This window comes from Acinetobacter sp. YH12021, assembly GCF_013420145.1.
Classification (GTDB): domain Bacteria; phylum Pseudomonadota; class Gammaproteobacteria; order Pseudomonadales; family Moraxellaceae; genus Acinetobacter; species Acinetobacter towneri.
Genome location: NZ_VOYT01000004.1, coordinates 176,318 through 190,520, shown reverse-complemented (window position 1 = coordinate 190,520; position 14,203 = coordinate 176,318). Strand labels below are relative to the sequence as shown.

Below are 14,203 nucleotides of genomic sequence, written 5' to 3'. Positions count from 1 at the left end.
TCAGTTAAAATCATTTTGAAGTTTTAATCTAAACTTCCAAATCTGGCTCATCAATTTTCTGACTTAAATTTCGCTCAAATAAACTTCGAGTAATTTAAACCAATCAATCAATGAAATATTTTCGATCGATCAATCAGTAAAAATCCACACAAGTTGTTCTTCATAATCTCTTAATGATTTTCTGTTATTTCGTCAATAACAGCACCAACTCAATCAACACTGCGTTGGTGTGTTGCGTATTCTATACAGTTTTTGAATAGACGCAATATGTTTTTTAGGTTTTTTTCAAAAAAAATACCATTCGTCTAAGTTTTAAGCGTATTTCATATTTTTATCACACTTTTCTTATAATTTGTCTTTTTTTTCGCACGTTACTAAATTGGTTTTTTAAATAAATCCTTTTAAAGCGATAATAAAAAACAACCAGCTCAGTTAGGCTGGTTGCAAATCTACATTAATTAGCTTGTTCTGCAAGCCATGACATAAATTTTTGTCGCTCTACTTTACTAGCTTGTTGCCACAATTGAATCAATTGTTGCTCTTTGCCCTGTGTTTGTTTTGCTGTAGGCAATGTTGCTGAGGTGGTTTCCTCAGATGGCAAAACTGCTGCCGCGGTATAAACTGCTGCTGGTTGATTGATTGCAGCACTGTTTTGAGTGGTATCTAAAGTTTTATTAAGCCAACTACCACCTAACCAACCAGTTGAACTTGCTTTGGCACCTGTTTGTTGCACCAACAATTGATTCTTTTGATTATATAAGCCAACGCTTGGTTGATCTTTGAATTCTTTTGCAGCATCGAAGTCTTTAGGTGGATTTACCAAAGCGAGTCGATAGTTTTCGCCATCTTGAAGAATTGGGGTTTTGAGTGTAATGACGCCTGATTTTAAAATATCGTGCGCACCATTATGATGTTCAAAATATTGTTGATAACGCAAGTTAATGACATTTTCACCCGCATTGACTTTCACTTGCTGTGCAGAACTGAATAAACCTGAACGAATTTGTTGGTCATTTACAGCGAGCAACTTAATTTCTTCAGGTACTGCAATAGTTACTGCTGAAAATGCTGAACTACAAGCCATCAATGCAATACTTGCTATGCCTAATTTAAATGCCATATTTCACTCTATATCATTTATTAAAGTTTGATTGCACTATGCAATGTATAAATGACAGTTTTATGACAATTCATGGGTTTAGGCATTTGCACATGAATAAGTAAGTTGTAAGGCACATCACTACCCCCAGAAACAAAAAAGTAGGATGAATCATCATCCTACTTTTTTGTCTGTGCAGTATGTGTTGCTAGAGCTTAGTTAAAGCTTTTGAAACGTGCTGCATCATCCATAAATGTTTTTTCACCAGCAGGTGCTTCAATTGAACCAAACACTAATTGTGCACGTAGTTTCCAGTTTGCAGGAATGTCATAAGTTTGCGCAACTTCTTCATCTACGATTGGATTGTAGTGCTGTAATGATGCACCCACATTGATTTCAGATAAAGCTGTCCACGCTGCGAATTGTGCAATCCCTGTCGAATGTTCTGACCATACTGGGAAGTTGTCTGCATATAGCGGGAATTGCTCTTGTAGACCTTTTACAACATCTTGATCTTCAAAAAATAAAGCTGTACCAAAACCTGCAATAAAGCTATTAATTTTTGCTTCAGTGTTTGCAAATGCTTCTGCAGGAACCATTTTATGTAAAGTTTCTAAAACGATGTTCCAAAATTGTGTATGCGATGCACCGTATAAAGTCACAACACGTGAAGTTTGCGAGTTAAATGCAGATGGGCTTAAACGAACTGCTTGTTTGATTGTACTTTCAATAGTTGCCTGATCTACAGAAACATTTTTACCAAGTGCATAGATTGAACGGCGTTTTTCTAATTGATTTAAAAATGACATTTTTAATTCCTCTGCAGAATTTTGTATAAATTAATTGATACAGCGATATTAAGCTTTTTATTCAGCATAAACATTACAAAAAATACGACAGTGTGTTTTATGTATAGAACGATTATAGTTATATAAAGTGACAAATGTATGTGACTGCATTTAGGGTCTGTTGACATTTCATAAATGGCTTGCGCTGTAGGCTAAAACTGAGCAGATCAGGCATGAAACGCAGGGAATAGCGAGACTATTGCCAAGTTTCATAACGCAATCTGAGAAAGTTTTAGCCACAGCCTGAGCAAAAACAAGCACTGCTTTGTTTGCAGCGCAAGGCGCAGCGAAGGACGAGCATATTTTTTGCTGCTATTAAGTTATGAGTCAGTCATTTAGAATGACTAAATTTCCTGCCTCATGCCTTATATCAGCTAAAAAACCTTGCGAGATATATCTCTCACGTCGCAAACATAGACGAAGTGTCAACAGACCCTATTACCTTTTATTCTATAGATATAGTCTATTGCAATATAAATATGCTGCGGTTCGCTCTTTGTAGCACATAATAATAAGCTGATTTGACCAATCTTCATCAAATGCTGTTATTTAAGCATAGACTTTAAATTGATTTTGATAGTGTGCATGACTCCGTTCGGTTACTTCTTCTTCAATTGATCCAAAAACGAGTTGTGAACGTAACAACCATGTATCTGGAATATCAAAATGCTCTGCCACAGCACGGTCTATGTTTGGATTATAATGCTGTAAAGATGCACCCACGCCTGAATCTGCCAATGCTGTCCACACTGCAAATTGCGCCATGCCTGAAGTTTGCTCCGACCAAATTGGAAATTCTGCAGCATTAAATGGAATTTTCTTTTGCAATTGACGAATCACTTGTTGATCTTCATAGAACAATACCGTGCCAAAAGCTGCTGCACATTGTTCGATTTTCATTTTAGTACCTGCAAAAACCTGCTCTGGTACAAACTGACGTTGTACTTCCTGTACTAAATTCCAAAATTTTTTATGTGATTCAGAAAATAAAATAACCACGCGCGTACTTTGTGAATGATGTGCCGATGGACAGCTACGCACAGCTTCCTGAATCAGCTCGGTCATATAAGTTTGGCTAAAATGAACGCGTTTTCCTAAAGCATAAATACTACGGCGCTTTTTTAATTGATCGATGAAAGTCAGTTCATTTGCGTCATAGTTCGGCTTTTTCTTAAGCTTAAAGTCTTTCGTGATATCTGCCGTAAGCACATGACCAATTTTATTTAACAGTGTCATTTTGACTTCCCCAAAAAATCAATCAAAATCAATCTAATATTTTTTCTTATTCTATATAGACGAAAGTGCTTTTATTCACATTCGTATTTTTAGCTGCTGCTTTTTACAACACTCAAACCCGCTAAAAACCACAAACTCCGCATTTTGCGGAGTTTGTGTGAAACTTACAGCATTTTTACATTTTAGCTTTAAACTTATTTTAAAACTTATTTTTCAGTTTCAAACAGTGCTGCAACAAATGCTTTGGCTGAGAATGGACGTAAATCGTCAATTTTTTCACCCACACCAATAAAGCGAATTGGCACATGGCTACGGCTTGCAATGTTAAATAACACGCCACCTTTTGCCGTACCATCCAGTTTAGTGATGGTGATGCCTGTTAAGCCAACAGCCTCATCAAACATTTCCACTTGGTTAATGGCATTTTGACCTGTGCCTGCATCTACGACCAACATCACTTCATGCGGTGCAGTCGCATCAATTTTTTGCATCACACGCTTAACTTTAGTCAATTCTTGCATCAGGTTGCTTTTGTTATGCAAACGTCCAGCAGTATCTGCAATTAACACATCAATGCCTTTGGCACGCGCACTTTCAAACGCATCGAAAATAACAGAAGCACTGTCTGCACCGTGACCTTGTGCAACAACGGCAACATCGTTACGCTCACCCCAAATCTGCAATTGTTCTGTCGCTGCAGCACGGAAAGTATCCCCTGCGGCCAACATGACTTTTTTACCTTCGCCTTGTAAGCGTTTCGCTAACTTGCCAATGGTTGTGGTTTTACCTACACCATTCACACCCACGACTAAAATCACATAAGGGGTTTTATTGGCATCAATATGTAAAGGTTTTACCCGTGGCGCAAGCAAAGCCACTAATTCTTCTTGCAAAGCCTTATATAAAGAATGTGAATAAATTAAGTCGCCACGCGCAGTACGCTCGGTCAAATTGGCAATAATGGTTTTCGTTGCATCTACACCAATATCTGCAACCAACAGTTGTTCTTCGACTTCTTCTAATAATTCATCATCAATTTCTTTACCGCCAATCAGAATATTCACCATGCCATCGGCAAAGTTTTTACGGGTTTTGGTTAACCCTTCTTTCATGCGACTAAAGAAACCACCTTTCGCAGGCGCATCCGTGTCTGATGATGTTTCTGCAGCATGTTCAGAGGTTTCTGCTTGTTGTAGAGGTGTTGTTTCAACAATCGGAATATTTACCGCTGGTAAATTCGGTAATGTGACATCATCATCTCCGATATCAGCATCAATCAAAAATTTATTTTGCCCATTAGATTGCTGTTGCATGCCGAATCCTTGAAAAGCATTGCGTTAAAAAATCGGATTCTAACATAAACCAATTGCTTTTACCTCGTATTCCAACCACATAGCCGCATACAAAAAATACCTACAGCAATCCTTGCCTTTCCGCTTTAATTTCTGAAAGATAAGCCGATAACGATTGATCTCCACTTGCTTATGTTCCAATTTTCGATGAAGTCTGTTTGTGCGTTGCTTTGGGGTTTAACAGCTTCGATTAGCCATGCTGAAGTTTTAGCTGCGAATAACACTTTTGAAACCACACTCAACAATGGTTTAAAAGTCATTATCCGTGAAGACCATCGTTCTCCCATGGTGATGACTCAAATTTGGTACAAAGTGGGCAGTAGCGATGAGTCCGGAAATACACTTGGGATTTCGCACGTACTTGAACACATGATGTTTAAAGGTACAGCCAAGGTGCCGAATGATGAATTTACCCGTTTAAGTCGTATTTATGGTGGCAGTGTCAATGCAGCAACCTTTACCAATTACACGAATTATTATCAGCTCTATCCCAAAACTTATTTCCCACTGGCTTTAGAGTTGGAAGCCGACAGAATGAGTAATTTGTTACTTCGCCAACAAGACTTTGAGCCTGAAATTAAGGTGGTGATGGAAGAACGGCGGCAACGTACCGATGATAATCCACGGGCTTTGGCTTTTGAACGCTTTAAATGGATTGCCTACCCAACCAGTCATTATCGCCAACCCATTATTGGGCACATGAAAAACTTGCAAAGCATTCAGCTGCAAGATGTACAGGCGTGGTACAAAAAATGGTATCGCCCCAATAATGCTATTCTAGTGATTGTGGGCGATGTAGATCATCAAGCCGCATTGTTGCAAGTCCAAAAGTATTTTGGAGATATTCCGAAAGCACCTACGCCACCGCGCAATGATGTGTTGGAGTTTGAACAATTAGGTTATCGGCACATGGAATTGTCTGCGACTGTGCAAGTTCCTAATTTATATATGGCTTGGAATGTCGGTTCATTGGCAACAGCTAAAAATCCTCAAGATGCCTTCGCGCTCACTATCATCAAACAACTGTTAGACAGTGGAATTACTTCACGTTTAGAACAGCGCTTGGTCAGAAACAATAAGATTCTTAGCTCAGTCAGTGTCAGTTATGACCCGTATCAACGTGGGGATAGTTTGTTTAGTATTTCAGCATTGCCTGCAGCAGGTGTAACGTTAAGCGAAGCACAGGTCGCGATTCAAAACGAAGTGGATACGCTAAAACAGGATTTGGTCAATTCAAGTGAAATTGAGCGCGTGGTGACTCAATTTGTGGCCAATTGGATTTATAGTCAGGATGATTTGGCAGGACAAGCCCGAACCATTGGCAATTTGGAAGTCAATGGATTCAGTCACCGTTTAATCGATGTTTTACCACAACACTTACAAGCGATTACTGCCCAGGATCTGCAACGTGTTGCGCAAAGTTACTTTAACAAAGACAGACTTAGCACCTTGTATTTATTACCTCAAAGCACAACACCTTAAACTGTGATTTTCATGAAAAAACATCTATTCAGCACGCTTATTTTAAGCACTAGTTTTAGCCTATGTTCTGCTGGCTTTGCGATGGAAACTGCCACCACAGCAGCGCATGATTTTGCTGAAACAGATGTAAGTACGCCTTTACAATCTTTGAGCTTGCTGCACAGTTTAAATGCCGTAAATGAATTGGTCGATGTTCGCGCTCCACAGGTATATGAATTAAAAAATCATCGACACGTACGCACTTTATTTGTCGAAAATCCTGCTTTGCCAATGGTTGATATCCAACTGACTTTTAATGCAGGTTCTGCCCGCGATGCAGAAATTGAAAAAGGTTTATTTGGCGTTGCCAATATGGCAGCCCAACTGATTGATGAAGGCACCAAGCGTTATAAGGCAGAGGAAATTGCCGCAGCCTTTGAAACCACAGGCGCACGTTTTAGTACCACGGCGTACCGCGATATGTTTGTGGTACGGCTAAGAACACTGTCTGATCCGCAGAAAATGCAAACTGCCGTCAAAATGATGCTGGAAATACTGAAACATGCAACTTTTGAGCGTTCTAATATCCAGCGTGTGCAAAGCAATACACAAATTGGGCAAAAACAACTGCAAGAAAATCCAAGCCGTTTAATGAATATTCGCTTATATCGCGCAATTTACGGACAACATGCCTATTCAGAACCCATTACAGGCACCAATGGCAGCATCAAACGGATTCAACCAAAGCACTTACAACAATTTAGAGATCAGTTTCTGGTCGCGCAAAATATGAACATTGCCATTACAGGCAAATTAACCTTAAAAGAAGCAGAAAAACTTGCCAATACCATCAGCGCACATATTGCCCAAGGTGTTGCAGCAACAGCTTTGCCACAGCCTACACCTGCAACACGTTTCAACATCCAGCATATTCCCTACCGGTCACAACAGGCGCATGTCAGTATTGCACAACTTGCGACTACACGGGATGATCCTGACTATTTGGCTTTAGAAATTGCCAATAAAATGCTGGGCGGCAGCAGTTTCAATTCAATTTTGATGAAAGAATTACGAGTAAAACGTGGCTACACTTACGGTGTTAGCAGTTCGTTTCGTTTTACCCAAGCAGCGGGTTTGTTTAGCTTAGGCTATTCTACGCGCCAAGATCAGTTACTCGATAGTATTCAAGTCGCTCACCAGAGCTTAATTCAGTTTGTACAACAACCTATGAATTTAGAACAATTAAAAGAAACCAAAGCAGGTTTAATTCGTGCATTTCCGAATCAATACAGCAGCAATGCCAGTATTAATGCCCAGCTTGGGCACATCGGTTTTTATCGACTTCCTGCAAATTATTTAAGTGATTATGCAGAACGAGTGGAAAAAGTTACCGCTGAAGATGTGCAACGTGCAATTCGCAAACATTTGCATCCTGATCGTTTAACTTTAGTAATTGTGAGCGAACATTTAGATAAAGCCGCATTGGTAAAAATGCTGCAGGACAATTTACTCGCACCAACATCTTTAACACCGACACCGCACAATATGAATAACATGCCAACAGAAAAAATTACTCTTGCACCAAGGCAGGAAGTTGTTGAGCCCGATCTTGCTCCATTTGATGTGCCTGCATCAACTTTAAATAATGCACATAACGAATCGGACGTTGATTGAGTAAATGAACTGCCATGTCTTGGGTATTGGCATACATAGATTGTTGTGACAAACGCTCAACATTTTGAAATTGTTGCACCCCAACTGGGCGATAAAGCGCAACACTTGCTAAAGTTAAAATAATAAAAATGATACTCAGCACAACAATATTATAAATTTGCTCGAGTTTCAGTTGAGAAATAAATTGAATCGTTTTTTGAATTGCGTTGTGCATGACCTACCTCTAATCGCCTTAGTGTAGGATGCCCTTGTGAGATGTACAAGTTAAACAGCTCAATTTTACTGTATCGTCACAGTAAAAATTGAGCCTTTTTCTACAAATTCTACAAAGGATTTAGCTTTAGCCAATCGTGCCACGAATTACCGCAAAGTATAAAACCAATGCAATGACTGCAAGCACCAAGAAAATAGCAAATACACTGACACCGCCCTCTGCTTCGGCAGGATGCAGTTCATCTTCATCGGCAATACGGAGTAATTCACCATCATAATTACGATAAAACTCTATACGATCGCTTCGCTCTAAAGTTTTAGCAAAGTCAGCCACACGTTTACGTTGCGCCAAGCAGTATTCACCTAAATGAACATCTCGACGGAAAATTACCTCATCTAGTTTTTTACGGTGATGATGTGCCAACTCAATAATTTGAGAAGTCAATGGAGGTACATCAAAAGCACATCCGTCTACGGATCTTGTCATGTTGTTCTCCTTTTTTATCATGCTTAGAGCTTTAGTTTAATCAAAATTAAACTTGTTCAATGTTTAATCATGTAAACTTGAAATATGCTCATTAACCCCGATAATTATTTGACAATTCAATCAAATTGTAATATTAGTTTAACAATAAAGCGTTAAATTGATATGAAGCCTAAAAGGTAGGCTTAAATAAGTAATCATAATTACAATAAGGAGTTTAATATGATTCAAACGATCTCTCACCATGACTTAGAGCATGTTTATGCAAATGCAGTAAACACGATTCATTCACAAATGAACTTCCAAGACGCGGTAAAACAACTCGAAGAAGCTGCACGTGCAGGACATGGTAAAGCGGCAATGTTCTTAGCAGAACTGTATTATCAAGGTTTCCGCGTAGAACGTGATTCATTGAAAGCGCAATACTGGCAAAACATGGCCACCATGCAAGCATAATAAAACGTCACTTAGGTGGCGTTTTTTTTGACCCTTTTTTTAGATGCTCCAACCATAAATACATATTTGTTTACGATTTTAAGCAAAGCTTAAACGGTATATTCATCAATTCTTTTTACAATATAGCCAAATTTTACAACCTTGCTTGATTATGAATCAGATTAACCAACTCCACCCTTTACCAAAGGATTTTCTGCTTAAAGTTACACTATTAAAATCAATGATGTACTGCGGTGTACTTTGGGGTTTATTCCATCAAGGTTGGGCAATGAGTTCAGATCACGATGATTATATTTTCCCTTTTTGGTTAAATGCGGTACAAGCGCATAAATATGCTGCTAAACACTGGCCACAATATAGTCCTCGTAAAATTTCCGCGCAGGATTTTGAAACTTTTTTATTACCAACGCTCACCCGTTTAAATGTCACGCCAACCTTGTTTGGTTCGTCAAGTCAAAAAATTAAACTGACCACTTCACAAATGAAGCATTTCTTTTTTAATGAACCTGCGTTAAATATTGCTTAAATAAAAACTGAATAGAATTGACGTAAAAATCAACAATCGTGACTCTAAAGTATTTGCAATTTTTACAATTCACGTTACTTTAAAAGTCAAACAATAAACAACAAATCAGGACACAGAATATGACCAAGGTAACTCACGTTTTACAAGATAAAGCACATCACGAAATTTACACAATTCGCCCAGAAGCAACGGTTTTAGAAGCAATTAGTTTAATGGCTGAAAAAGGCATTGGTGCGTTGGTGGTTACCGATCAAAACAATCATGTGGTTGGTATTCTGTCTGAGCGTGATTACACCCGTAAAGTTATTTTGATGGAACGAACTTCTAAAAGCACAACGGTTAGTGAAATTATGACTGCTAAAGTACTGACCGTGACCAAAAACACCAGTGTGAAAGAATGCTTAAACTTAATTACTGACCATCATTTACGTCACTTACCTGTACTTGAAGGTGAGCAGTTGGTAGGTTTAGTGTCGATTGGTGACTTGGTGAAAGCGACTATGGATGATCAGCGCAAACTGATCGAGCAGTTACAACAATATATTGCAAGCTAAGACACTGTTTTATAAAACCTGCCAAATATAAAGTAAAGATAAAAAAACCGCCTAAACTTACACATTTAGGCGGTTTTTCATATTCAGTAGAATTAATTCAAACCTAATTTTTCTGCTACATAGTCTGAATCTTTATCACCACGACCTGAAAGATTAACCACAATTTTCACGTTTTTTGCCATTTTTGGTGCTTCACGTAATGCCCACGCCACCGCATGTGAGCTTTCCAAAGCAGGTACAATACCCTCTACACGTGACAACGTCATAAAGGCATCTAAACATTCTTGGTCAGTTGCCGTTGAATACTCCACGCGACCAATGTCTTTTAAGAAGCTATGTTGCGGCCCCACACCTGGATAATCCAAACCAGAGGCAATAGAGTGCACTGGCAATGGCTCACCATGTTCATCTTCAAGTACATAACACGCCATACCGTGAAGCTGGCCTGGTTTACCCAAAGTTAGGGTTGCAGAGTGTTGATCTGTATCTAAACCATGCCCTGCAGGCTCAACACCCACAAGTTTCACTTCTGCATCATTTAAGAAAGCAGTAAATGCACCTACTGCGTTTGAACCACCACCCACACACGCTACGATATAATCTGGGTTTACACCAAAACGCTCTTGGCTTTGTAGTTTAATTTCATCGCCAATAATAGATTGAAAATCACGCACCATTTTGGGAAATGGATGTGGCCCAACCACAGAACCAATTGCATAAATGAAGTTTTTTGGGTCTTTTAAATATTCTTCAAAAGCGCTATCCACTGCATCTTTTAAAGTGGCTGTGCCGCGGGTCACTGAAATTAGGTTGGCACCTAGAATTTTCATTTTCACCACATTCGGGTGTTCTTTTTCAATATCTACCTGTCCCATGTGAATTTCACATGGAATCCCCACCAACGCACATGCCGTCGCCAAGGCTACCCCGTGCTGTCCTGCACCTGTTTCTGCAATGACTTTGCTTTTACCCATATATTTGGCTAGTAATGCCTCGCCCAAACAGTGGTTAATTTTATGCGCACCAGTATGGTTTAAATCTTCACGCTTTAAATATATTTGCGCACCACCTAACTGTTCAGATAAACGCTTGGCATGGAATAAAGGACTTGGACGGCCAACATAGTGAGCAAACAAATCTTTTAATTCATTCTGAAATTCTACCGTTTTACGAATTTCCTCATAAGCAACGTTAATTTCATCCATGGCTTCTTTTAAATGCGGTGGAATAAACTGCCCGCCATATTGCCCGAAAAAACCTTCTTCATTCGGTAATGCGATGCCATTGATTTGATGATCCATATCGATCCCCTCAGATTGAAATTCACGTTGCCTATCATGTCTATACTTACTTAGTCTTCGCCTAACAATCACTCAAAAGTTGAGTGATATTGACGAAAATGACGCTTAACGCGCCAAATATTTAGTCATATCTTCAATGCCTTTTAAAGTCATTGGATACATATGATGTTCAAAAATTTGTTTAATTAAACCAATAGTATGGGTGTATTGCCAATAACCTTCCTGCTCTGGGTTGAGCCATGCGGTTTTTTCAAAATGCTGACGCAGACGCTGTAACCAAACTTGCCCTGCCTCATCATTCATATATTCCACCGAACCACCAATCGAATTTAACTCATAAGGTGCCATACTGGCATCACCCACCACAATTACCCGATAGTCGCGTCCATAAGTATTCAACAAATCCCACGTGTTCATACGGGTACTGCTACGGCGCAAATTGTCTTTCCAGACATAGTCGTACAAGCAGTTATGGAAATAAAAATATTCGAGGGTTTTAAATTCAGTTTTAGCTGCGCTAAACAGTTTTTCACATTGGGCAATGTGAGCATCCATAGAGCCGCCTACATCAAATAGCATCAATACTTTGACACGATTGCGGCGTTCGGGAACCAGTTGCACATCTAAAATGCCCTGCTTTGCAGTTTCACGGATGGTGCCATCTATATCTAGCTCTTCCGCTGCACCTTGACGGGCAAACTTGCGTAAACGGCGCAAAGCCAATTGCATTTGCCGTGTACCTAAAATCTGCTCATCATCCAAATTGCGGTATTGACGCTGCTCCCAGACTTTAACTGCAGAACGCTTACGTCCTGGCCCACCAATGCGTACACCTTCAGGATGATCACCAAAAGCACCAAACGGTGATGTACCGCCTGTACCAATCATACGGTTGCCACCCTGATGCTTTTTATGCTGCTCGCGTAAACGCTCTTCCAGCATTTTCATCAATTCTTCTAAAGAACCTGCTTTTTTCAGCTCTTCGCGTTGTTCTGGCGTGAGATGTTTTTCTAATAGTTCTAAGTCGAACCAGTCTTTAGGCAATTGATGAACTTGCTGCAGTAAATCATCTAAATCAAAAGTGGAAATGCCATCAAAATAATCCTTCATGGCACGGTCAAACTTGTCAAAAAAACGCTCATCTTTGACCATGACGGTTTTAACAAGTTGATAGAATTCATCTTGATCTGCAAAAACCAGACCCGATGCCACCGCCTGATTTAAGTCAATCAATTCACGTGTGGTGACAGGTACACCGTAACGTCGCAAGGTATAAAACAAGCGCACGAACATGGCGTTGTCCTCCCTTAACGGCGCGACATAAAGGCTAAACGCTCAAGCAATTGCACATCTTGTTCATTTTTGATTAATGCACCGTATAAAGGCGGAATGGCTTTGCTTTTATCGCTATTACGCAAAATATCTTCCGGCATGTCATCTGCCATCAATAGGCTTAACCAATCAATTAATTCAGACGTAGATGGTGGTTTTTTTAAGCCCGGAACTTGGCGCAATTTAAAGAAAACTTGTAAAGCTTCTGAAACCAATGTGCTTGAAATATTCGGGAAATGCACATCGATAATATCACGCATGGTCGCTTCATCTGGGAAATCAATATAATGGAAGAAACAACGACGTAAAAAAGCGTCTGGCAGCTCTTTTTCATTATTTGATGTGATGATCACGATTGGACGTTGTGTTGCCGTAATGGTTTCGCCTGTTTCATAAACATAAAACGACATTTTATCGAGTTCATGTAGCAGGTCATTTGGGAATTCAATATCTGCCTTGTCAATTTCATCAATCAACAACACACAGCGTTCTTCGCTGGTAAATGCTTCCCACAATTTCCCGGGTTTAATATAGTTTTTAACGTCATACACACGGTCATCGCCTAGTTGGCTGTCACGCAAACGCGACACTGCATCATATTCATATAAACCTTGCTGCGCTTTGGTGGTCGATTTAATGTGCCATGTAATCAACTTTAAACCCAAACTTTTAGCAACTTGCTCTGCCAATAAGGTTTTACCTGTACCTGGCTCACCTTTCACCAAAAGCGGTTTTTGCAAAGCACGTGCGGCTTTCACCGCAAGTTTTAAACTATCAGTCGCAATGTACTGATCTGTACCCGAAAATTGTTGCGCATCAACAGACATGATTTTACCTTAATTGTTTTAGTTACAGTGGTGAGGTATTTTTCTTGGCTTTATAAGTCGTTTGTTTAAGACGGTATCTTGACCAGAAATAACCGATCAATAAGCCAAGACCGATCACAAATAAAATGGCAGATAAATTAGACCAAACCAATGGGGTTTCTTTGGTTAAAACACCAAAAAGAAGTCCAAAGATGGCTGGGGCAAGTGCTGCATTGCTGCCTTCTGATACTGTTGGGGTAAGTAAAATTGCAAACAGCACAATCCAAGTGATACCACCTAACGGATTGGGCAAGCGTTTGGCAATTTCGTACCAGCACCATAAAATAATGGCACTCCCCAACAAATAAACAGAAACAGCAATTGCAGTTTCAGGAATTGAATCCAATCCAGTCATCACACTATTCATTTCTCAACTCCTGAATAAAGCTTAAGCACCACGTAAACCTTCTGGTTCAACGGCATTTGGGTTAATTAAGCCTTCTGGTGGCACTTGAATAAAGAAGCCACGTGTTTGAATAGAATCCATGACATGCAAAACATTCACACGTGCCAACTTACGGCTTTCAGACAGTTGCAAATCCATTACAAATGTCGCACGACCAAATGCAACTCGCATTGGCTCAGGTAAAACCTCTAGCGGGTTAAACGCTTCTGCTTGATCTTCAGTTTGCTCAGGACGGGCGATGTATAAATACATCTCATCTTTTTTGCTCGATTTATAAATTGAACAGTGCATAAACAACAAAACTCTAAAAACTCAGGCAAAGGATACAACAAAAAAAACCGAGATACATTAACCATTATTAACGCATTGGTCTATGTTTACACTCAAACAAAGAA

The 14,203-nt window shown here is 39.6% G+C and carries 16 protein-coding genes; 5 read left to right on the top strand and 11 right to left on the bottom strand.

The window, feature by feature from the left end; all coding sequences use genetic code 11:
- Positions 1–454: 454 nt before the first annotated feature.
- The 4 genes from FTT91_RS06060 to ftsY all read right to left on the bottom strand — a co-directional run bounded on the left by FTT91_RS06060 (position 455) and on the right by ftsY (position 4,496).
- The gene (locus FTT91_RS06060; RefSeq protein WP_179990191.1) at positions 455–1,120 is read right to left on the bottom strand and encodes a DUF2057 domain-containing protein; all 666 of its coding nucleotides are present in this window, start codon (positions 1,118–1,120) and stop codon (positions 455–457) included.
- 194 nt (positions 1,121–1,314) lie between these two features.
- Entirely contained in the window at positions 1,315–1,908 is a 594-nt protein-coding gene (locus FTT91_RS06055; RefSeq protein ID WP_004976581.1) for a nitroreductase family protein, read from the bottom strand.
- A 588-nt stretch (positions 1,909–2,496) separates the two neighbouring features.
- Complete coding sequence (locus tag FTT91_RS06050; RefSeq protein WP_096901452.1) at positions 2,497–3,183, bottom strand: nitroreductase family protein; 687 nt, start codon at positions 3,181–3,183, stop codon at positions 2,497–2,499.
- A gap of 206 nt (positions 3,184–3,389) precedes the next feature.
- Positions 3,390–4,496 (bottom strand): signal recognition particle-docking protein FtsY, encoded by a 1,107-nt coding sequence (ftsY, locus tag FTT91_RS06045; protein ID WP_004976589.1) that lies wholly within the window; start codon positions 4,494–4,496, stop codon positions 3,390–3,392.
- 171 nt (positions 4,497–4,667) lie between these two features.
- Here ftsY and FTT91_RS06040 point away from each other — a divergent pair, with 171 nt between their 5' ends.
- Together FTT91_RS06040 and FTT91_RS06035 are read left to right on the top strand one after the other, a co-directional pair.
- The gene (locus FTT91_RS06040) at positions 4,668–6,017 is read left to right on the top strand and encodes a pitrilysin family protein (protein WP_004976591.1); all 1,350 of its coding nucleotides are present in this window, start codon (positions 4,668–4,670) and stop codon (positions 6,015–6,017) included.
- Between the two features lie 12 nt (positions 6,018–6,029).
- Positions 6,030–7,670 carry a pitrilysin family protein gene (locus FTT91_RS06035; RefSeq protein ID WP_004976592.1) on the top strand — a complete coding sequence of 547 codons (1,641 nt, stop codon included), beginning with the start codon at positions 6,030–6,032 and terminating at the stop codon, positions 7,668–7,670.
- Here the strand turns inward: FTT91_RS06035 and FTT91_RS06030 are convergent.
- Both FTT91_RS06030 and FTT91_RS06025 read right to left on the bottom strand, forming a co-directional pair.
- Positions 7,567–7,884 (bottom strand): hypothetical protein, encoded by a 318-nt coding sequence (locus FTT91_RS06030; protein ID WP_004976594.1) that lies wholly within the window; start codon positions 7,882–7,884, stop codon positions 7,567–7,569. The two genes, FTT91_RS06035 and FTT91_RS06030, sit on opposite strands and share 104 nt — an antisense overlap.
- A 126-nt stretch (positions 7,885–8,010) precedes the next feature.
- Positions 8,011–8,370: a hypothetical protein gene (locus FTT91_RS06025; protein WP_004976597.1), complete on the bottom strand. Its 360-nt coding sequence runs from the start codon at positions 8,368–8,370 to the stop codon at positions 8,011–8,013.
- Positions 8,371–8,589: 219 nt separating this feature from the next.
- On the opposite strand from FTT91_RS06025, the gene FTT91_RS06020 reads away from it, so the two are divergent.
- The 3 genes from FTT91_RS06020 to FTT91_RS06010 all read left to right on the top strand — a co-directional run bounded on the left by FTT91_RS06020 (position 8,590) and on the right by FTT91_RS06010 (position 9,903).
- Positions 8,590–8,823, top strand: coding sequence for a hypothetical protein (locus FTT91_RS06020; RefSeq protein WP_004976599.1), 234 nt, complete (start codon positions 8,590–8,592; stop codon positions 8,821–8,823).
- Between the two features lie 151 nt (positions 8,824–8,974).
- Positions 8,975–9,349, top strand: coding sequence for a DUF2750 domain-containing protein (locus tag FTT91_RS06015; RefSeq protein ID WP_004976601.1), 375 nt, complete (start codon positions 8,975–8,977; stop codon positions 9,347–9,349).
- A gap of 119 nt (positions 9,350–9,468) precedes the next feature.
- A complete protein-coding gene (locus FTT91_RS06010) occupies positions 9,469–9,903 on the top strand; it encodes a CBS domain-containing protein (RefSeq protein ID WP_004976604.1) in 435 nt (144 codons plus the stop codon).
- 92 nt (positions 9,904–9,995) lie between these two features.
- Here FTT91_RS06010 and trpB read toward each other — a convergent pair whose 3' ends face one another.
- The 5 genes from trpB to FTT91_RS05985 all read right to left on the bottom strand — a co-directional run bounded on the left by trpB (position 9,996) and on the right by FTT91_RS05985 (position 14,099).
- A complete protein-coding gene (trpB, locus tag FTT91_RS06005) occupies positions 9,996–11,204 on the bottom strand; it encodes a tryptophan synthase subunit beta (protein WP_180169143.1) in 1,209 nt (402 codons plus the stop codon).
- A 105-nt stretch (positions 11,205–11,309) separates the two neighbouring features.
- Entirely contained in the window at positions 11,310–12,497 is a 1,188-nt protein-coding gene (locus FTT91_RS06000; RefSeq protein ID WP_180169142.1) for a VWA domain-containing protein, read from the bottom strand.
- Positions 12,498–12,511: 14 nt separating this feature from the next.
- Positions 12,512–13,363 (bottom strand): MoxR family ATPase, encoded by an 852-nt coding sequence (locus FTT91_RS05995; RefSeq protein ID WP_004976610.1) that lies wholly within the window; start codon positions 13,361–13,363, stop codon positions 12,512–12,514.
- A 22-nt stretch (positions 13,364–13,385) separates the two neighbouring features.
- Positions 13,386–13,769 carry a hypothetical protein gene (locus FTT91_RS05990; protein WP_180111971.1) on the bottom strand — a complete coding sequence of 128 codons (384 nt, stop codon included), beginning with the start codon at positions 13,767–13,769 and terminating at the stop codon, positions 13,386–13,388.
- 21 nt (positions 13,770–13,790) lie between these two features.
- Positions 13,791–14,099 carry a YcgL domain-containing protein gene (locus FTT91_RS05985; protein ID WP_004976615.1) on the bottom strand — a complete coding sequence of 103 codons (309 nt, stop codon included), beginning with the start codon at positions 14,097–14,099 and terminating at the stop codon, positions 13,791–13,793.
- Positions 14,100–14,203 lie beyond the last annotated feature (104 nt).